The organism is Legionella nigrisilvae, assembly GCF_977063395.2.
On sequence record NZ_CDRUGZ020000041.1, the window covers coordinates 335,818 to 356,337 of the forward strand.

Genomic DNA, 20,520 nt, shown 5'->3' on the forward strand with positions numbered 1-20,520 from the left:
TTAAGTGAAGCCCAACAGAACCAGGGAATACAGCAAAAAGGGCAACCTAATATTAAAATGCTGGTTTAACTGAAACTCTGGTTTAAGTGGTATTTATTGATTTTGTGGGATTACTTAATATAATTCGTTGTATTCATTCGATTTCCAGGAAGAAATTACCTTGAAAATTGGTATTATCGGGGGTTCTATAGCAGGCTGCGCCCTGGCCTTATTATTAAAAGATCGATTCCAAGTTACGGTTTTTGAGCAAGTAGATAATTTACATTCACGGGGAGCAGGTATTACGATTTCTACCGAATTGCTGCACGTTTTGTTCGAAAAAAATCTTATTGATCAAGATACCTTATCTCATACATTCATTGCTCGCAATTTTTATTGCCAAACAGATAACGAACCAGTTTATGGTAAATTTTTATGGCAGCAGGGAATTTCTATGGCAACCCTGCACTGGGATACTTTATTTACCAATTTACGAAAAAGGATACCAGAACCAATATACCGTGCTGGCATTAAAGTCGTGGACGTGCAACTAAAGGATAAGGGGTTTGGGCAAATTACTCTAGAATCTGGCGAAACATTGCAATTTGATTTAATTGTTTTTGCAGATGGCATTCAATCGATAGGAAGACCCATGATTTCCAATTTGAAGCCAGAATATTCCGGTTATGTAGCTTGGCGTGGCACCCTAGAGTTTGAACAGATTAAAAATAAAACGCTTTTTAATGAACAGGTACTTTATTACTGTTTTAGTAAGGGACATTTATTAACTTATCCTGTATATCATCACCAAACGAATAAATTAAACTGGGTTTTTTACGAAAAAATAACTCTTGAAGATCTACACGACTTGGGTTCAACCTCCTTAATCGACTTCTCTGGTAAAGCCAAAAAACATCTTTATCAATTAGCACATGATAAATTACCTCAGGCTGTTGCACAAATCATTCTTGATACGCAATCTCCCTTTATGCAAAAAATTGTTGATGTCTGTGTTGATCGTCTTGTCACCCAGGGAGCACTGTTATTAGGTGATGCGAGCATTATATTACGCCCTCATGTTGGGAATGGTGCTTCTTTAGCCATTCAAGATGCATTAAGCCTTAGTGAGCATCTGAGGAAATGTGAGGATCTTCAGCAAGCAATTGTTGAATGGGAGAAAGATTCTCTTCCTAAACGAATTGCGATGTATGATTTATCAAAACGGATGGCTGATGCCTTAGTCTTACACCCCGTAAAATGGCAAGAAATGAATGAGTCAAAAATGTCCTCTTGGTGGGAACAAATCATTCTCGGAGAGAAATGGTATACATCTCCGGTGGAAAAGACTTAGGAATACTCCGTTAAGGTCCTTGGGGCATATTTCACCCAAAAACGAGAAGGGAAAATCTATAGTTCCCCTCCCGTGGAAAATTTCTAAAAATTCCCTTTACCGTTTTCGTAAGGCGAGGGAGGAATTAAACCTTATCAAATACAGCAGGATTACTCATATTCCATTCTTGCCACGTTCCTTGGTACCCCTTCAAACGCTGTTGAGCGAACTGATAAAAATGGGCTAAAAATAAAATTCTTTGCTCATAAAAAGGAGTAAGGTACGCCTCTGCTCGATTAACTTCAAACAAATTATAATAAGGGGGTATTGATGCATGTCGTGCAATAATTTCTTCAAAACTCACTTTATCTGCATTTTTCAACATATCGAACATCACAAAAAAGCTCGTTGTCCGTCCTTTTCCTCCTCTGCAATGGATATGAAACCATGTATCTTTAGGGGCATTTTGTATTATCGTTAAAAATGTATCAACCTCTTCATCAGATGGTGCACTGTGATCCGTAACATATAAGTGATGATATTCAAAACCTAATCTTGAAACTAATTCCGCTTCATTTTTTACCTTTTTTACCGAGATAGTTTTACCACCGGAAAAATCCTTAGAAGCAAACTGTTGTGAGGATAAAATCCCCCGTATCTTTTTCTGAGTTTGTAACGACTTCAACCAATTTTCTTGATCTGTGAGGCTTTGAGCATTTGTTTTGCCTCGATTGATCCAATCGTATTGACTGACTAATGTAATTGCTTTGCCATTAAGATAACCATGGCTCTCCTGCCGGAGATCCAACACCAATACAGGTTTACTCCTTGGATGTCCATGCCTAACAATATAATCAGAAATATCTTTCCATCCTTTTTCACTTGGCTCTTCACTTCCAGAAATGGTCAATTCGTTAACGCCTAAGATATTCCCTTGATAGGCCTTAGCAATCATAGAGGCATCACGTAACCATTTTAATGAAGAAGATGAAAATTCACTGTCTTGCACAATACAGGGATTATGGATACTCGCATCGCATATCCTCGTTTCTGTATTTGTTTTCGCAAAACTTAACCCCTGAGTTAACAATAAAGTATTAAAAAGAACGGTAATGCGCTTCAAATAGGTCATCCATAACCCCTTAATAAAGAAATAAACCATTCTATGTTAATTTTTTTTCCTACTGCAAGACTATTGGTTCAAAATTTACCAAATTTATTTGCAACTCACCTGCCGAGGTTTGTTCCACTCAGCAGGCTACTTTAAGTAAATAAATGAATTTATTATTTTTTCTCAATTTCCATCCATTTTTTATAGAGTCTTTTCCAAGCATCTTTTCTTTCTGGATTAACCCAATCATAGCCTATTAATTTCCAATCCTCATCCTCTGGGTTAAAGCCAAGATTATGAATATAGTCTGCATCACAAATAAAAAATTGATTTTTAAATGGCAATAAAAAGCCTCCTTGGGTGCGCTGATGCGCTTTAGCTTCTGTATACTGTGCAAACCATAAATTAAGAAAACCACCACGAATAAATGGCAATTGGCATTTTAAATCGGTCCAAGAATTAAAACCTTTTCCCATGGCGATAACCGCTAGTGCATGTTTACGTTGAATATCAGCTTGAATTATTTCCCCGAGAGAACAATTTCTAAATTCAGGTAAATTTTGAAAGCGTTTTGCGGCATTTTGAGCTGTTAAGAGATCTGTTGCGCGTAGTGATTTCAATAAAATAGACGCTTGAATCTTACATTCTACAACGCTAAATGATGGGTGTGGCTTATTCATGTGAATCCCCTTTGCTATGGCCAGACACCCACTACTCTAGCAACAAAAAGGTTAATGAATAATTAATAATCAATTACTAACCAGGGTGAGATCCTCTTTTGTGGGTATAGGCGCCCCATGAAGCCTATACCTATAGTACTTGATGAGTGGATATTTGTAAATATTTTATCCGTTTTGAGTTTTTATATCCGTTGTCAAAGTGAAGATACCGGATTATGGCTTTGCCCTCACCCAAGCCACACGGGGTATCTCTCGAATACTTGCTTGGAATCTGCGCTACAATAAGCATAAATAAAATGAATAACCGTCTGTGCAAAATGATCATTCCATAAATTCAGATGTCCTTTATCAGAAAGCTCAACCCACTCCTTGGGTTGATTGGCTTGATTAAACAAAGTTAATCCTTGATTGTAAGGTACCACTCTATCCAGTTTCCCATGCAACATTAAAATGGGGACATGAATGTTTTGAATTCGTGATAAAGAATCATACTTATCAATCATAGGCATCGGTAACCAGGAATAATGGTAGCGAGCCAGAGCAGTTAAAGAGGTATATGGGGATTGCAGGATTAAGGCGCAAACGGGAAACTCTGTCGCCATTTGTGTCGCCACCCCAGTTCCTAAGGATTCTCCGTAGAGAACGATATTTTTTTTCTTAAATCCTTGATGTTGCAAAAATTGCATTGCAGCTCGTGCATCTTTATATAATCCTGATTCGGTGGGTTTACCCGGATTTCCACCGTACCCTCGATACTCAAGTAATAACACGCCAAAACCTTGGGAGAGGAACTGACGAGCAAGAGGCATCCGATAACCGATATGTCCTGCATTCCCATGTAAATAGAGAATAATAGGTTTCTTATCCAATGGGGGTTTATACCAAGAACTTAAAGTCAATCCATCCGCAACTCGGATTTCAATGATTTGCATATCTTCTGCCTGAAAATCTTCAAGATTTGGTTTCTCAGAAGATGGGAAATAAATGAAATAACGTTGCCAGAAATACGCGACGGTAGCAATTAAAATAAAAAGAATCAGTCCTACCAACCATTGCTTTAGCATTATTGGATTCCATCCCTATTCATTGAGTTGATTGTAAAAAAGGATAATCTGTATAACCTTTTGTACTACCTCCGTATAAAGTTGAACGATCCAATTCATTCAATGGCGCATTTGTCCTAAATCGCATAACCAGGTCGGGATTTGCAATAAAATATCTTCCAAACGCAACGAGATCAGCATATCCACTAGTGAGGACTTCATGGGCCATCTCTAATGTATAACCATTATTTACCATCCAAGGACCGTTAAACTCTTTGCGTAATGCTTGGAAATCAAAACCATAATAATCGCGAGCCCCTTGGGTTTCTCCTTCAATAATGTGCACATAAGCTAATTCAAGTCGGCTCAGTTCTTGTACAAGCGGAAAAAATACCGTTGAAGGCGATGTATCGTTGACTCCATTAGCATGACTGACTGGAGCAAGACGGATTCCTGTTCGATTTGCGCCAATTTCAGCGACAATAGCATCGGTCACTTCAAGCGCAAAACGCAATCGATTGGCAATTGACCCCCCATATTGATCTGTTCGCTGATTTGTCCCATCACACAAAAATTGATGGATTAGATATCCATTAGCTGCATGAATTTCTACCCCATCAAATCCCGCTAAAATAGCATTCCTCGCAGCAGTTCGATAATCTTCAATTATACGGGGAATTTCACTAAGCTTTAATGCACGCGGCGCTCCTACTTCGACAAAGGTACCGTTTTCAATAAAAGTGCGCTGCCCTGTTGCCGCAATAGCAGAGGGTGCAACAGGAGCAATACCACCTGGCTGCAGAGAAGGATGCGAGATTCGTCCGACATGCCAGAGTTGCAAATAAATAGCCCCCCCTTTTGCATGAACAGCATCCGTTACTAATTTCCATCCCGCAATTTGTTCTGAGGAATAGATTCCGGGGGTCCATGCATACCCTTTTCCAGTCGGGGAAATTTGTGTGGCCTCTGCGATGATTAAGCCTGCATCTGCACGTTGCGCATAGTACTCTGCGTTAAGTTCTGAAGGAGTATCGATTCCATGGATCGAACGATTTCTCGTCAATGGAGCCATAACAATCCGATTTTTAAGAGTCAGACCTCTTAGATTGAACGGACTAAATAAAATTTCATGGTTCATGATTTTTTTGCCTCGTGCAGTTATTCATCAAAATAATTCATTTATTTGTTTTCGCTTATTAACCATTCTATCTATGTTTCATTCTAGATTATAGGTAAGATATCCCCATAGATGATCTCATTACCTTTTATAAGGATATAGAAATGTATAAAAATATAATAGTTGCGATTGATGATAGTGATACGTCAATGCAAGCCTTCGAGGAAGCAATTAAACTGAGTAAAGTGCATCAAGCAAAATTAAGAATTGTACACATTGCAAATGAATTTTATGCTCCTTATGTTGGAACTGGGGTGGATTATGAGAAGTTAGAAGCCTCATTCAAAGAATATGGTCAACAATTTTTAGATAAGATGAAAACCATCGCACGCAAAAAGCATGCCGAATGTGAAGCGCAACTGATTGAAATGAATCCATCCGAAGAAAAAGTTCCAGAAAAAATCATTGAAGCAGCAAAAGATTGGTCTGCTGATTTGATTGTCATAGGTACGCATGGTCGTCGTGGCTATCAGCATCTACTGCTTGGTAGCGTCGCAGAAGGTGTTATTCGCAATGCTCCCATCCCGATTCTTCTAATCCGAGGCAAGCAATCCTAATTGGTTAGCGGAAGGTTATTCTTCATTGGTATTCCCAGAATAGAAATGCGTTCGATTAAGGTCATTCCCACACCGTTGGCAATGACCTTATAATCACCCCAATAACTCGATAAATACTACAAAAGAAGTGAGGATACTACCTCGTGTATTCATAGCCGATTTTTAATTATGCATAGTATCCTCTCTTGCGTTTGTTATAATGCAGCCCAAGATCACTTATTGGATTTATTTAATGCAAAGACCGAATAATGAGTATCATGAGTTAGAGCGGCATTTTTTCTCACTGATTAGCTTAAATTGCCTGAATCATCCAACCATCACTGCTTTTGAAACCGGAGTTCTCGCAGCAGGACTTAATCCTGCGTTCGTAACCCAAACAGATAAGGAATTTTTAAACGATCTTGCACACTGCAGATCCCACTTCGCTCAAAAAAATTTACCTTGGGCTATTGTTATTTCAGAGCATACCCCCATCGACACGCAGCAAAAGAGTCAATTTCTACACGATTATGAATTAACTGACTGTGGTGTTGCCATGGAATTCAATCTGTTATCGAGTTTGTTACTCCCTTTGAATCATCAACTTGAATTTAGAGTACTCAATGACGATCTAAATACCTGGGGTATTCCACTCATCCATGGCTTTCAATCAACTCCAGAAATTAACCAGGTTTATACACAAAGACATGATTTAGCGTTGCAAAAATGTCCAGATCTGTATCACCTTTCTGGTTTTTTTGCAGGAGAAGTTGTCGTATCTATGACCTTAACAGTAAAAGAACACTTTGCCCGCATTGATGATTTAGCCACAATGCCCCACTTTCAAAAACGCGGCTTTGCTACTGCAATGATGACTTATGCCTTAAAAAAAGCATTGGATTTAAAAGTTCAAACCTGCTTTTTAGAAGCATCGAGTTCAGGACTTAATCTTTATAAACGTCTTGGTTTTGAACCACTTTTTATCAATCACTACTATGAGCTTAAGTAGTTGCTGCGAGGCCAAGTCGACCCCAAAATCCTGAATTTAAATTAAGAGTTGCGCCACGTCATCCCTAGAAAAGGATAATCATGTTGAAATATATATTAGTTTTTTTATATACCTTATTTTTTTCCAATGTTTCATTGGCCAATCTTGATTTAATTACTTGGAAAGGAATTTATTACAAAGCCGTCCCGAATCAAAAAGGGATTACAAAAAAATACTGTCGGGAGCACTGTCCAGGTACCTTCATTCACACCATAAAGGATGGAATTGTTCATCCTATTGTTACTGATAAAGGCATTAAACTAAAACAAATTTCCTTTAACATCGATAAAGTAGACGGTATTTATCTTCTCCACGGTAGTTTGATTGCATCGAGAACAACAGCAACAACATCTTGGCATGATCGAATTGATTATTTTTTATATAAACGCAGTGAATCAGGAATAACCCAGGGAGTTTGGTATAGCGATCAGTGTAAAGGATTTTATAAAGGACTTGCACTCAATGACAAAAATAAATAATTTGGTTTTGCGGAGTTCAAGAATTATTAAGGGGATTGTTGTCCTGATCTGGAAAAGATTCTTGCTCAATTTTATCTGCTTTTCTTTTTTTCTTATCGTCTAAAATGCGTAAAACGCCTAAGTCATTATTTGCTAGTGAGGGAGGCGTAGTTGTTTTTTTTCTCCACTCAAAAACATCAGTTTGTAAATCGGCTTTTAAAAGTGGAGAGATATCAAATTTTACAAAATTCTGAACTGCTTTTTTACGATGAAATTCAAAAGTTTCACGACAGGATGGATTCCTTAGATCCATCATAAGAAACTCTGAAGGCTCATTTTGCAAAATATCCAGTCGTTCGTCCTCCTTCTTTTCGAACCAATTTTTTAATCCATTATCATCAAATTCTGGCGGATAAAATGCAAATTTATTATAAACAGTAAGTGATTCTGCAGTAGGACTTACGGTCATATCTTTCTGGCCGCTATGTACGAAAAAATCCAAGGCATGGACCATCATTAAATTGGCTAGTCCTTTACGGCGATAAGGCTCATCTATAAATAAACTAAATAATTGAGGCATCATTTTAGAGTTTTTAGTTAACCTTAATTCAATAAAACCGATGACTTTCCCATGGTCTCGTAAAACCAGCATTAAATCACATCGCTGGTTAATTTTATTATCACTTTTATGTATAAATTTTCCTTGATTCTTAAATAACTGAATTGTTTCATCCTCTAACACTTCATTATTCTTAAAATAAATTTCTGCCATGGCATCGTCATGCTTAACATAATGTAAGAAGTCGGATAAATCATTTTCATTAGGATAATCAAGAACATAGTTCTCTTTTCTAGGAATAGAATTAATATTTTTATCCACTGAATCTTTAAACATAAAAAAATACTTAATGACCACTAATAGTTTAATTTTAATCCAACTATACATAAATTCAACATATAGATTTACTTTAAGCCACATCATTTATCCCTTTGGTATATACTGTATAAAACCAGCTCGTTTTTTCTACTAATAAAATAATCATCTTAATTGAGGGGGAGTGGTGGAAAATAAACAATGGCAGTTTTCGCTCTGGTATGTTCTGATAATTTTCTGGATTATCCTCTTATTCCAGAACTTTTTTTTTGCATCACATCCTGTAGATATAGGTTATAGTGATTTTATCAAACTTTTAAAAGCAGAAAAGTTAGACAATGTTGTACTTACCGAAGGCTACATTACCGCAAACCTAAAACCTGAAGGTTTAACAAATCTACTTCCAGAAGATAAGCTTAATGAAATAAAAGAATACGGGGGTAAAGACCCGCAAGTTACTACAGTTCGCATTAATGATCCGTCTCTTGTATCCACTCTTGAGGCAGCCAAAGTAAAATTTAAGGGAGAGGCTGAGAACAAATGGCTAACCCTGCTGCTCTCGTGGACTATTCCCGCATTACTTTTCTTTGCTTTGTGGAGTTTTTTATTAAGACGGATGGGTTCAGCAGCTGGAGGAGTTTTGGATGTTGGAAAAAGTAAAGCCAAAATCTACATGGAAAAAGAAACCCATGTATCATTTCAAGATGTTGCCGGAGTAGATGAAGCAAAAACCGAGCTTATGGAAGTAGTCGAATTTCTTAAGAATCCGGAGCATTATACGCGTATTGGTGCTCATATACCTAAAGGAGTTCTTTTAGTTGGACCTCCTGGAACAGGAAAAACCTTACTTGCACGAGCGGTGGCCGGTGAAGCAGGAGTTCCATTTTTTTCAATTAATGGCTCAGAGTTTGTAGAAATGTTTGTTGGGGTTGGAGCGGCTCGAGTACGCGATCTTTTTATCCATGCTCGTGAAACGGCCCCTGCGATTATTTTTATTGATGAACTTGATGCCCTAGGGAGGGCACGAGGTGCATATCCTATCGGCGGAGGACATGACGAGAAGGAACAGACCTTAAATCAGTTACTTTCAGAAATGGATGGCTTCGATCCGAGTGAAGGATTAATTTTAATCGCCGCAACGAATCGGCCCGAAATTCTGGATCCGGCATTATTACGTGCGGGACGTTTCGATCGCCATGTACTTGTCGACCGACCCGATAAAAAAGGGCGAATAGAAATTCTGAATGTTCATCTGAAAAAAATAATACGGGCCCCGGATGTTGATCCCGAAAAAATTGCAGCCTTAACCCCAGGATTTTCTGGTGCTGATTTAGCAAATCTAGTCAACGAGGCAGCACTGCTTGCCACGCGCCACAATGCAGACTCTGTAAATATGGATGATTTTACCAACGCTGTTGAACGAATTGTGGCTGGTTTGGAGAAAAAGAATCGCTTGCTCAACCCCGAAGAGCGTAAAGCAGTCGCATATCACGAAATGGGACACACATTGATAGCCCTCTCTTTACCAAATGTAGATCCAGTCCATAAAGTTTCCATTATTCCACGGGGTATAGGAAGTTTAGGTTATACCATTCAACGTCCTACAGAAGATCGTTATCTGATGACCGAAGAAGAATTGAAATGTAAAATGATGGTCTTGCTCGGAGGAAGGGCTGCAGAGTTTGTTGTATTTGGTCGATTTTCAACAGGTGCAGCAGATGATCTTGCCAAGGCAACAGATATTGCACGAAATATGGTCATGCGTTACGGTATGGACAAACAACTTGGACCTGTAACTTACCAGAAAGAAAACTCACCCTTTCTAGAGTCCCCTATGACCTATCACGAACGAGAATTTAGTGAAGAAACCGCATGTGATATTGATACAGCAGTCCGCAAAATTATCCAAACTGCATTTGACGATGCCGTAAAAGTTATAAAAAAACACATTAAAATTTTAGAAAAAGGGGCAACATTGTTATTGAAAAAAGAAACATTAACTGAAGAAGATTTAGCTAACTTACATATCAAGTAATAACTGCCCAGGCTGTCTTCGTCTGGACGCGCTTTGTTTCATTGAGTCTTCATAAACTCCTCTAACTTAATGGCTTTAAAGCATTCGTTTTATCAAAATGAATTAGTCCATCAAACTGATAAGGGAGTCGCGTAAAAAAATAATGGCTGAAGCGCTCGGTATCTGGGAGATAGATCACGCCTATTGCCCGTTGCAAGCGAGGAATATTGAGATAATGTTCCAATTTTTCATTATTTTGTAAATTTAAGAAAAAATTCGGGTATTTTAATTGGTGAAAAAGTTCCTCAAAGCTTCCTGGCAAACCAGGTCTTACTTGCTTTTTCTCTCCAGGTCCCCCCCAATCAGATGCAGCCATAACAGTCCCTTCACACGTTGAAAAACCAAGAGAATAAGAATGTATGCCATATTGCTCACGTATTAACTGACCTAAATTCAATTCGTCACGTTCCCCCATTTCGGTCGCACGGGCATCTCCGATATGAGAATTATGGGCCCAGATGATAATTTTAGCCGGTTTATTGAATCGTGATTCTAAATGATCCGCTAACACATTAATTGTTTCGGCCATATGAGTATCTCGGATATTCCATGTAGAGATCCGACCTTCCAACATAGAACGATAATAATTTTCTGCATTTTTTACCAATCGAGCATTTTGAGTGGCAAAAAAATACTCATCCGCCACAGCAATGCCATCCCGATGCAGATATTCAAAAGCACGGTGCTGCAATTCCACGAGTTGAGCCACTGCTTCATTAATACAAGCTTTCTTAATTCCTGCGCTAATTAAATAGCCATACATTTGAGGATCTTGATTAAGATGATCAAAACACGCATAACGATGTTTGGCACGTTGTGCTGCTTCAGGATCGACTTTATCTAAAAAATCAATTACCGCTTGCATGGAGGAATTTAAACTATATAAATCAAGTCCATAAAATCCAATTTTTTGTGCTGTAGGCAAGCGATCATTGTAAAGACGTAGCCAATTAAGAAAAGGCGGAATCGTGGTATTACGCCACATCCAAGTGGGAAATCGTTCAAAAGCATCCAACGACTGCTCACTATGCGCTATACTCCCTTCTCCTTGTAAATAACGATGGACAGGGTACGCATCAGGCCAATCGCCTTCAATTGCAATCGCCATAAATCCGCGCTCTTTGATCAGACGTTTGGATATATTGATACGAGTCTGATAAAATTCATAAGTTCCATGGGAGGCCTCCCCAATCAATACAAAACGAGCATCTCCTATTTTCTCAAGCACCGCATTATAATCTTCATCCTGGGCATCTAGGGCAACAACGGCCTCGTTCAGTTCGTCGATTAACTTTTGCAGCGCATCCCTATTCATAGAGCCTCCTCCGCATAATATTAAAGTTATGCATTATTCAATTACCCAATACAATATTGCTCAAACCATTTTTTGGCTAAGTTTGAAACCTCTTGTAAAGTCCCAGGCTCCTCAAACAAATGAGTTGCGCCAGCAACTAGTTGCAATTGGGTGATACAACTCATCTGAGCCATCGCTTGCTGATTAAGTCCAATTACCATCTCATCATCGCCTCCCACAATAAGTAACGTAGGCGTTTTGACTTGTAGTAAATAGGCTCCTGCTAAATCAGGTCTGCCACCACGTGATACAATGGCTTTGACCAAATTAGGTCCCTGAGCTACAGCAACAAGTGCCGCAGCCCCTCCGGTGCTCGATCCAAACAAACCAATAGGAAAATGGTATTCAGCAAATTCTTTAGTACACCAATGAATTACATCAAGAAGCCGAGAAGCTAACAAATGAATATCAAAACGAAACTCTCGAGTTACGTTATCAATGACCTCTTCTTGTGAAGTAAGCAGATCAAAGAGCAAAGTTGCATATTTTCCTTCGTTCAAGATATTTGCCACAAATTGATTGCGACTACTGAATCGACTACTCCCACTTCCGTGTACAAAAATCACCATCCCTTTCGCTTCTTCAGGGATAAATAGAAACCCGTTCAGATAAACATTTTTACTGGGAATGGTTACTGGATGTTGGATGTCTACCGTATAAGCGTTCATGGGAATTCCTTTTTCTGGAACCGATATTATCCCAAAGTATAGACTTATTCTTGAGATGAGATGCGATGCTAAGCCGGTAACTTATTTCAAATTAGGCAACAGCAATTTAGAGCTGAATTATTGCATAGTAAAAAAAGAGCCTATATGATTAAGTTGCGTTAAAATTATGTCAATTTGATGCGATAAATGAGCTATTTCATAACTATAGATTATTCGTACACGACAGTCTTTATACGAGGAGCGGAGTATACATGAAGTAACTGAGCCCTCAGAAAGGAAAATAACCAGCCATAAAAAGGCAAGTTATGAAAATGCTCTAATAAATAACTTAGGGATAAGGAATTATCATGGGCAAAAACAACAAGCAGACAACTTCATTTATAAGAAAGAAGAATTTTGATATTCCTACAGGATTGGTTGCTCAAAGAAGAGCGGAATTAATTGCCGCCAGAGAACAATCTAGATTAAAAGAAATGGCCTCCATTGATACCGCCCCAAATAATCTTAATCCGAAACCACTCTCTCATCTTACTAAATCTAGACCTCAAATAGGGCACAAAAAGCCTTCACGACGACGCAAAACCTCAGAATCAACATCGGATTTTTTTAAACAAAATGAGCAAATAAGCAGTGAAGTAAGGGAGATAAAGGTACCAGTAGACTGGTTGAATGCGTTGAAAACCACTATATCGGATGCATGGCTTGCCTATAATAATTACTATAAATTGGGTATTAATACTCGCCAAGCTAATGGTTGGTTTAGTTGGTGGCGTCATACTGAGGATGGCCAAAAAAGAGCCGAGCGAATCAATAAAGAAGCACAGGCAAGCGATGATCCTCATAAAATTATGGAACAGTTAGAGCTATTTTTCGAAGCGCCCTTTACCCGCTATGAAAACCACTCTTTCGCCACTTATTTATTCGAAGAATTCAACAATCTGTTAGAACGTCATGAACAGAAACCTCGGGAAAGTGTAGTTTTTGATAAAAACTATTGGCATAAAATTTCAGAGCAGTTACACCTTTTAATGGCCAAAGAAGACTACCACCACAACTCAGAAACTCCCGTTCTGTGAGTCTCAGTTCAAATATAAGGGCAATTATTCATGCATAATCAAAATTCTTGGGCTTTAAAGGCTCCCATTGATACTTTTTTCTTTGATTGTGATGGAACGCTTTCCCTTATTGAGGGCATTAATGTCTTAGCAACAACCAATGGAGTTGGAGAGCAAGTTCATCAGATTACTGCACGATGTATGGGTCAAACCGGTATGACTCCAAGTGATTATCGACAACGCTTAGAGTACGTGCAACCCACCCGAAAACAAATAGAGGAGTTGGCAAAGCACTACAGACAACATATTGCTCCTGGGGCACAAGAACTCATTCAACTATTACAACGTTTGAATAAAAAAATCTATATCATTTCGGCTGGAATTAAGCTGGCAGTAGTTCAGTTTGCCAAGACTTTAGGAATTCCAGCAAGCAATGTACTCGCAGTGGAAGTATATTTTGATGAGCAAGGTAATTATGAAGGATTTGATGTACAAAGCAACATGACGAAAGGTAATGGGAAAACGGTAGAAATTGCCTCAGTACTTAAATCCGAGGAGCGCTCTTTATTGGTAGGGGATGGGGTAAGTGACTGGGAAGCTCGGCAAATAGTCACCCGATTTATTGGTTTTTCTGGCTTAAATCCTAAAGAGTGGGTAAAAAATCACTCAGATCTTTACATCAGCACTACTAGCTTTTACCCAATAATCCCTTTAGGATTAACTCAGGATGAGTTGAACGAATTGCCTCCCCAATATTATGCTTATTATGAACAGGGACTTACAGAAATTTACAATTCTAGCGTTCTGATCAAGGGAGATACCCATGTTTATCATTCAAATTCTTGATAATATATCACCACAAGGCTTGAGTTTGTTTCATCATGACATTTATCAATTAGGTCTCAATCCTGTTGATCCTGATGTCATACTAGTACGTTCCCATAAATTACATGATCATCCATTTTCAAAAAACTTAAAGGCAGTAGCACGAGCAGGAACGGGTACTGATAATATCCCTGTTGAAATACTTACCAATATGGGGATCCCCGTATTTTATGCTCCTGGAGCAAATGCTAATGCCGTAAAAGAACTGGTAATGGCAGCAATGATCATGGGTTATCGACATTTAGACGAAACCCGCTCCTTTATTAGTCAACTGGCTAAAGAGGATGATCAATTATTCAGTCGAGAAATTGAAACGAATAAAAAGAAGTTTATTGGGCATGAAATTTCAGGAAAAACTTTAGGTGTAATTGGCTTGGGCAATATAGGTGTTAAAGTAGCTAATGCAGGTCTGGCTTTAGGGATGAAAGTACTAGGTTTTGATACGAATATGACTTTGACTAATGCTTTGGCATTAATGCCGGGTGTTGAAAAAGTTATGGAAATGAATACCTTACTTGCTCACTCAGATATTATTACCCTGCATATCCCATTAAATGCAGCGACCACGAATCTAATTAATGAAGAAAATATTGCCTTGGTGAAACCTCATACCTTATTACTCAATTTTTCTCGCGAACAAATCGTTAATGAAGTTGCAATTTTGCAACAGTTAAATAATCAGCAAATTATGGGATATATCACAGATTTTCCAACAATTAATTTGGCGGGTCATCCCAATGTTTTGTCCTTTCCTCATTTGGGAGCAAGTACTCAAGAGGCGGAACAGAGTGCTGCAGAAATGGTCATTCGCAATATTTGCAATTATTTAGAACATGGTATCATCGAATATTCAGTTAATTTTCCTAATATATCCCTCTCGGCGACGCAGGTACCGAATTGCTACCGTATATTAGTGACCAACAAAAATACCCCAGGAGCCATGGGTAAAATCACCCAAAATATATCCAAACTAAAATATAATATTGAGCAAATGGAAAATAAATCCCGTGGGAAAATTGCTGTAAACCTGATTGATATATCTGGGCCTAAAGAATCATTACCCCCCCTATGCGATAAATTGAAAAGCATCCCCAATATAATAGATGTACGATTGGTTTCTAACGCTCACAAACAATAAAATTAACTTTTTTTGGAAATACTTTATTTTCTTTACTACACTTTTATATGTTGTTCCCTTATTTGGATATTTTTTTTATTTTAATAAGGATTGCTGTGCATAACATTGAATTACTCGCTATTCGTGCTCATAAAACCAATGGCATGACGGTTTGTTTAAAGCCCAAAATTCCTTATATCATTACCCCTTCCCTGGTACATGAGATTCGTAAACTGCAAAATAAAATAGCAGAGCAGTACTACGCCAAACCTTGGGATGGAGTTTACTACCTGCTTTGGTATTTACATTTTGATACAACGCCCTGGAAAGGACTAGACTTTCACTTTATTCATGAAGCACTACTCAATCACCATGAGCATAAAATAGAACTCTACATCGAAAAAATATTTGAATTACTTTTTATTAATTATGTGGGTTTAGGGCTTCCCTTAATTAACTGCTCTTTTGTAAACAGAAAACTAAGCGGCATTTCGCAGGATTTTTTCTATTTAAATCGAATAAACTTCATAAAGCGATATAAAGAATTCGATAGCACATGTTACAATAAACAGCCTTTTACTAAGCTGAATTTCAATTCTGAAATAAAAAAGGCCTCCTTTCCGATAAAAATTTATACTCGTAATAATTTCTATGGGTTTGATGCTATTGACTTGCACTTGATGAAAAAAATTCTGTGCTCGCATCGGTATTCACCCATTTTGCCACAGCAACAAAATGAGATAAGAGTGATTTTCAATCAAATAAGTCAGGAGACTATTGCAAGAATTTATCAATTGGCCTCAGAAAATATCCATTTAATCGAGCGGTTCTCTTTGATTCAATCTGCAAACCAAAAGTAATTATCACATGAGAAATACATGCTTTTGCTGCGCGTTCTCTAGGAGCTTATAAAATAAAAAATAAATGACAAGGGCTCACATTTTAAAAGCAATAGAGTATAATATGTAAAAAATTTATACACATCAAGGTCAATTAATGTTCGGACTGAACGAAAAAGTAGGAAAATCTTTTTTTAAGGAGGCAAAGCCAGGGGAGCTTTTTGTTACCAGTCGTTTTTTTACTTTGCAAGGAGAAGGACCTTTTCGTGGTCATCCAGCCTATTTTATTCGTTTAGCCAAATGTAATTTAGCATGTTCTTTTTGTGATACTTACTTTGAGATGGGAGAATGGAGAAGTTTTTCTTCCTTATTAGAAGAAGCAGATACTCTAATTGATGCTTTTTTTCAGAATCGAAGCCTGCCAACTCCTTCCTGGGCGCAAGGGCATGCAAAAAAAATAGTTTTAGTCATCACCGGTGGAGAGCCTTCACTACAACAAAATTTATCAGCATTTTTAGAGGAAGCTAAACCATACTTCCAATATACTCAGATCGAATCCAATGGCATCTCTATTTTATCTGACCTTCCTACAAGCACGATATTAGTAGTGAGTCCCAAGTGCTTGGAAAAAAATGGGAAATCAATTCGATATTTAGAACCAAATACCAAAATGTTGGAACGAGCAGATTATTTGAAGTTTGTCATGTCAGCCCCGGAAGATGAACAATACAAAACTTATAGTAGAATACCTGCATGGGCACTTGAATGGGCTGAAAAAACCAATAAACAGGTTTTTGTGAGCCCTATGAATAGGTACCAAAAAGAACCTCAGCGTGTTCGTGCCATGCGTGATAAAGGACGCGATCTAACGTTGGCAGAACGTTCGGAAATCAATGAAGTAGTGAGCTTTTGGGAGCCTGGTCTTTTAGATCTGGAAAAAAATCAACGCAATCATGAATATGCAGCAGAATATTGCATGAAATATGGATTTATTCTTAATTTACAAATCCATTTGTTTGCAAGCTTACCTTGAGTCAGTTAAGGGGCTGAACCCTTTAAAGAAAAGCTCTGGATCCCGCGAACTAGCCGCGGGACGGAGAATAAATTTATAACTTTAGCTTTGGATCCAGCGGACTACCCGTGGATTATATTAAATCATTAAGCAGAACATACCATATCATGACCGCAACATGTTGGTGATTTAATTTGTCCACAGCCGTGAGGACATTTTCGAAACTTGCACTTTACCATGGTCTGTTTTTACAACATCGCTAACCAATGGGGAATTGCATTTGGTACATGTTAAGTTTTTCACACCCATTCCACATTTATGACATTTGTATTCCATCACAATTTCTCCTTATCAGAATAAATTTCTTTCAACCCAACAATCTAGCAAAGTGTATCATTACCTCTCAACGAGCCTCGTTTTCTTGGTTAACTATAGCCACAATATAATGTTCTTGTAAATCTAGATCAGCTTTTTTGGGGTTTACCTTAATGCCGCATCCAATGCTTCATCAATATGGTGTTCATCGAATATCTGTACACCGTGCTCCCTTAAAAGAGCAGCCGTAACGCCCTCACCTTCCATCAATGTACGTGTATATGATCCATCATAAATCTCCTGCGCACCGCAAGAAGGACTTCGGGACTTCAAAATAGCAACACGTAGGTCATACTTTTTTACAAGCTCAAGTGCTTTTTGTGCTCCTTGAAGAAAAAAATGAGTCACATCCTGACCATTTTTTGTTTTGACTAAAGCATTTCTATTTAATACATCCGCACCCGATTTTTTATCCTGAATCTCAGCGGGAGCTCTTGGTGTAGGTAACCCACCTGCCATTTCCGGACAAAAGATAATGATTTTCCCCTCCTCAAACCATTGCTGTAAGAGTGGATGATTTTGCAAACAATCACCCCCATCATAACGAACTTTATGGCCAAGAAGACAAGCGCTTAGGAGTATTTTAGGCATTATTTTTGTATCAATTAAATCACATCGATTACGAAACTATAGTCCATAGCACTGGGTGAAACAAGGCTATTACAGGGTAACTTTTCGTAATCTCAGTGCATTAATAATCACCGAAACCGAACTTAATGCCATTGCCGTTGCAGCGATAATGGGATTTAATAGCCATCCTGTTACAGGGTATAGGACTCCCGCTGCCAAGGGAACTCCTAATCCATTATAAATAAAAGCAAAAAATAAATTCTGACGTATATTGCTCATTGTTGCCCGAGACAGATGGTGCGCTTTAACAATTCCATTTAAATCACCATGGAGCAAAGTAATACTGGCACTCTCAATTGCAACATCAGTACCTGTGCCCATCGCAATACCAATATCCGCAACTGCCAACGCAGGGGCATCATTAACTCCATCCCCTGCCATTGCCACAACAAAACCTTTCTCTTTAAGCTCACTAACGATACGACGCTTATCTTCAGGCATAATTTCAGCAATCACGTGATTAATACCTAACCGACTTGCCACGGCCTCTGCAGTTGCTTTACTGTCTCCAGTGAGCATATAGACTGCAATTCCATTTTTTTGCAACTCAAGTATGGCATCAGGTGTGCTCGACTTGATGGGATCCTCAACTGCCAGAATCGCAACTGTTTCACCAGAGACAGCAAGAAACATGACGGTTGCTCCCGTAGCACGTAACTCATCCGCACTTTCAATAAGTGATGGGTTATTTGTCCCATGTTCTTGCATCAATTGCAGATTACCAAGTGCAATTTTTAAACCATCAACTTTGCCAATAACCCCTTTTCCCGAAATCGATTCAAAATCTGATACCTTAGCAAATGATAATTGCTTCTCTTTTGCTTCAGAGATGATTGCATTAGCCAGTGGATGCTCACTTTGGTGTTCGAGTGCAGCCGCTAAAGCCAATATTTCATCGGCTTCAAACTCTTTATCAGTAAGAATTTGGGTTAATTTTGGGTGGCCAAGCGTCAAAGTACCTGTTTTATCAACAACGAGTACCTTAACTTGCTCCATTTGTTCCAAAGCGACAGCATTTTTCACTAAGACCCCATTCTGCGCCCCTTTACCCACACCCACCATGATGGACATAGGGGTTGCTAAACCGAGCGCACAAGGACAAGCAATGATCAGTACTGAAACCGCAGCTAGTAATCCATAGCTGAAAGCGGGTTGCGGGCCTAGGAAGAACCATGCGAAAAAAGCAATTATTGCGATTAAAATAACCAGCGGCACAAACCAGCCTGAAACAGTATCGGCAAGTCGTTGAATAGGAGCACGGCTACGTTGCGCTTCACTCACCATGTGTACAATGTGTGATAACATGGTATCGCTGCCAACATGCTCGGCTTTCATTATAAAACTTCCATTTTGGTTTATTGTAGCTCCAATTACTTTTGAACCCACCTCTTTACTTATGGGCATCGATTCCCCAGTAACCATAGATTCATCTACATTACTGCGTCCTTCGAACACCTCACCATCTACAGGAATTTTTTCGCCAGGCCGAACACGAAGTTTGTCCCCCACTTGCACTTGATCTAAGGTTACTTCTTCTTCATTTCCCTGCGGATCAATTCGGCGGGCGCTTTCCGGAGCTAAGTTTAATAAGGCGCGAATAGCACCTCCAGTTTGTTCTCGTGCTTTTAATTCCAGGACTTGTCCCAGTAGAACCAAAGTGGTGATGACTGCGGCCGCTTCGAAATAAACATTGATTATCCCTTGAGGACGTAGGGCAGCAGGAAAAAGATCAGGGAATAACAGCGCTATTGTACTATAAGTCCAAGCTACACCTATTCCTATAGCAATGAGGGTAAACATATTCAATTGCCGTGTTTTCAGGGAAATAAAACCGCGTTGAAAAAAGGGAAAACCACAGTATAAAACAACCGGCGTTGCCAATAAAAACTGAATCCAGGCAGAACGATAAGCCGAGATTAAATCATGGAATATATGTCCACCCATCTCTAATACAAATACTGGTACACTCAGTATAAGTGCAAGCCAAAACCGATACTTCATGCTCTTGTATTCAGGATTTTCTTTTTCTGCAGAGATGCTTTCCGGTTCTAAAGCCATGCCACAAATAGGACAATTCCCAGGTCCAGATTGACGAATCTCTGGGTGCATGGGACAGGTATAGATACCCGTTGCAATTCCCTCCATGGTGCGCTGTTGATGCATCTGATGATGCTGGTGACATGCATGAGGAACATTTAAGGGCTTTGAATTTGTTTTCTGATGCTCGTGTTCGCATTCTTCGTGTTTCATAATTTCCTTATCCCTATTTTTTGAA

The 20,520-nt window shown here is 38.7% G+C and carries 19 protein-coding genes; 10 read left to right on the forward strand and 9 right to left on the reverse strand.

Going from position 1 to position 20,520, the window contains the following annotated elements:
* The first annotated feature begins 160 nt into the window (after positions 1-160).
* Complete coding sequence (locus ACWTE2_RS27485; RefSeq protein ID WP_454785270.1) at positions 161-1,330, forward strand: FAD binding domain-containing protein; 1,170 nt, start codon at positions 161-163, stop codon at positions 1,328-1,330.
* A 124-nt stretch (positions 1,331-1,454) separates the two neighbouring features.
* Here the strand turns inward: ACWTE2_RS27485 and ACWTE2_RS27490 are convergent, their stop codons facing one another.
* The 4 genes from ACWTE2_RS27490 to ACWTE2_RS27505 all read right to left on the reverse strand — a co-directional run bounded on the left by ACWTE2_RS27490 (position 1,455) and on the right by ACWTE2_RS27505 (position 5,281).
* The gene (locus ACWTE2_RS27490; protein WP_454785271.1) at positions 1,455-2,441 is read right to left on the reverse strand and encodes a phosphatase domain-containing putative toxin; all 987 of its coding nucleotides are present in this window, start codon (positions 2,439-2,441) and stop codon (positions 1,455-1,457) included.
* Positions 2,442-2,593: 152 nt separating this feature from the next.
* Positions 2,594-3,100, reverse strand: coding sequence for a hypothetical protein (locus ACWTE2_RS27495; RefSeq protein ID WP_454785272.1), 507 nt, complete (start codon positions 3,098-3,100; stop codon positions 2,594-2,596).
* Between the two features lie 227 nt (positions 3,101-3,327).
* Positions 3,328-4,164 (reverse strand): alpha/beta hydrolase, encoded by an 837-nt coding sequence (locus tag ACWTE2_RS27500; protein ID WP_454785273.1) that lies wholly within the window; start codon positions 4,162-4,164, stop codon positions 3,328-3,330.
* A 19-nt stretch (positions 4,165-4,183) separates the two neighbouring features.
* Complete coding sequence (locus ACWTE2_RS27505) at positions 4,184-5,281, reverse strand: alkene reductase (RefSeq protein WP_454785274.1); 1,098 nt, start codon at positions 5,279-5,281, stop codon at positions 4,184-4,186.
* Positions 5,282-5,424: 143 nt separating this feature from the next.
* Between ACWTE2_RS27505 and ACWTE2_RS27510 the strand changes: the two genes are divergently transcribed.
* The 3 genes from ACWTE2_RS27510 to ACWTE2_RS27520 all read left to right on the forward strand — a co-directional run bounded on the left by ACWTE2_RS27510 (position 5,425) and on the right by ACWTE2_RS27520 (position 7,383).
* A complete protein-coding gene (locus tag ACWTE2_RS27510) occupies positions 5,425-5,877 on the forward strand; it encodes a universal stress protein (RefSeq protein ID WP_182392837.1) in 453 nt (150 codons plus the stop codon).
* Between the two features lie 232 nt (positions 5,878-6,109).
* On the forward strand, positions 6,110-6,865 hold the full coding sequence (locus ACWTE2_RS27515) for a GNAT family N-acetyltransferase (RefSeq protein ID WP_454785275.1): 756 nt from the start codon (positions 6,110-6,112) through the stop codon (positions 6,863-6,865).
* A gap of 80 nt (positions 6,866-6,945) precedes the next feature.
* Complete coding sequence (locus tag ACWTE2_RS27520; protein WP_454785276.1) at positions 6,946-7,383, forward strand: hypothetical protein; 438 nt, start codon at positions 6,946-6,948, stop codon at positions 7,381-7,383.
* Positions 7,384-7,399: 16 nt separating this feature from the next.
* Here ACWTE2_RS27520 and ACWTE2_RS27525 read toward each other — a convergent pair whose 3' ends face one another.
* Positions 7,400-8,257 carry a GNAT family N-acetyltransferase gene (locus ACWTE2_RS27525; RefSeq protein ID WP_454785277.1) on the reverse strand — a complete coding sequence of 286 codons (858 nt, stop codon included), beginning with the start codon at positions 8,255-8,257 and terminating at the stop codon, positions 7,400-7,402.
* Between the two features lie 166 nt (positions 8,258-8,423).
* Between ACWTE2_RS27525 and ftsH the strand changes: the two genes are divergently transcribed.
* Positions 8,424-10,271 (forward strand): ATP-dependent zinc metalloprotease FtsH, encoded by a 1,848-nt coding sequence (ftsH, locus tag ACWTE2_RS27530; RefSeq protein WP_454785278.1) that lies wholly within the window; start codon positions 8,424-8,426, stop codon positions 10,269-10,271.
* A 61-nt stretch (positions 10,272-10,332) separates the two neighbouring features.
* Here the strand turns inward: ftsH and ACWTE2_RS27535 are convergent, their stop codons facing one another.
* Both ACWTE2_RS27535 and ACWTE2_RS27540 read right to left on the reverse strand, forming a co-directional pair.
* Positions 10,333-11,625 (reverse strand): erythromycin esterase family protein, encoded by a 1,293-nt coding sequence (locus tag ACWTE2_RS27535; RefSeq protein ID WP_454785279.1) that lies wholly within the window; start codon positions 11,623-11,625, stop codon positions 10,333-10,335.
* 41 nt (positions 11,626-11,666) lie between these two features.
* A complete protein-coding gene (locus ACWTE2_RS27540) occupies positions 11,667-12,332 on the reverse strand; it encodes a dienelactone hydrolase family protein (protein WP_454785280.1) in 666 nt (221 codons plus the stop codon).
* A 347-nt stretch (positions 12,333-12,679) separates the two neighbouring features.
* Between ACWTE2_RS27540 and ACWTE2_RS27545 the strand changes: the two genes are divergently transcribed.
* The 5 genes from ACWTE2_RS27545 to ACWTE2_RS27565 all read left to right on the forward strand — a co-directional run bounded on the left by ACWTE2_RS27545 (position 12,680) and on the right by ACWTE2_RS27565 (position 17,261).
* Positions 12,680-13,408 carry a hypothetical protein gene (locus tag ACWTE2_RS27545; protein WP_454785281.1) on the forward strand — a complete coding sequence of 243 codons (729 nt, stop codon included), beginning with the start codon at positions 12,680-12,682 and terminating at the stop codon, positions 13,406-13,408.
* A 30-nt stretch (positions 13,409-13,438) separates the two neighbouring features.
* Positions 13,439-14,233, forward strand: coding sequence for an HAD-IB family phosphatase (locus tag ACWTE2_RS27550; RefSeq protein WP_454785282.1), 795 nt, complete (start codon positions 13,439-13,441; stop codon positions 14,231-14,233).
* Positions 14,211-15,410 (forward strand): 3-phosphoglycerate dehydrogenase family protein, encoded by a 1,200-nt coding sequence (locus ACWTE2_RS27555; RefSeq protein WP_454785283.1) that lies wholly within the window; start codon positions 14,211-14,213, stop codon positions 15,408-15,410. Before ACWTE2_RS27550 ends, ACWTE2_RS27555 begins: the two co-directional genes overlap by 23 nt.
* Before the next feature lie 95 nt (positions 15,411-15,505).
* Positions 15,506-16,249, forward strand: coding sequence for a hypothetical protein (locus ACWTE2_RS27560; protein WP_454785284.1), 744 nt, complete (start codon positions 15,506-15,508; stop codon positions 16,247-16,249).
* Positions 16,250-16,385: 136 nt separating this feature from the next.
* A complete protein-coding gene (locus ACWTE2_RS27565; RefSeq protein WP_454785285.1) occupies positions 16,386-17,261 on the forward strand; it encodes a 7-carboxy-7-deazaguanine synthase QueE in 876 nt (291 codons plus the stop codon).
* Between the two features lie 459 nt (positions 17,262-17,720).
* Here ACWTE2_RS27565 and ACWTE2_RS27570 read toward each other — a convergent pair whose 3' ends face one another.
* Both ACWTE2_RS27570 and copA read right to left on the reverse strand, forming a co-directional pair.
* Positions 17,721-18,206: a 2-thiouracil desulfurase family protein gene (locus ACWTE2_RS27570; protein ID WP_182392825.1), complete on the reverse strand. Its 486-nt coding sequence runs from the start codon at positions 18,204-18,206 to the stop codon at positions 17,721-17,723.
* Positions 18,207-18,275: 69 nt separating this feature from the next.
* The gene (gene copA, locus ACWTE2_RS27575) at positions 18,276-20,495 is read right to left on the reverse strand and encodes a copper-transporting P-type ATPase (RefSeq protein ID WP_454785286.1); all 2,220 of its coding nucleotides are present in this window, start codon (positions 20,493-20,495) and stop codon (positions 18,276-18,278) included.
* Positions 20,496-20,520: the final 25 nt, after the last annotated feature.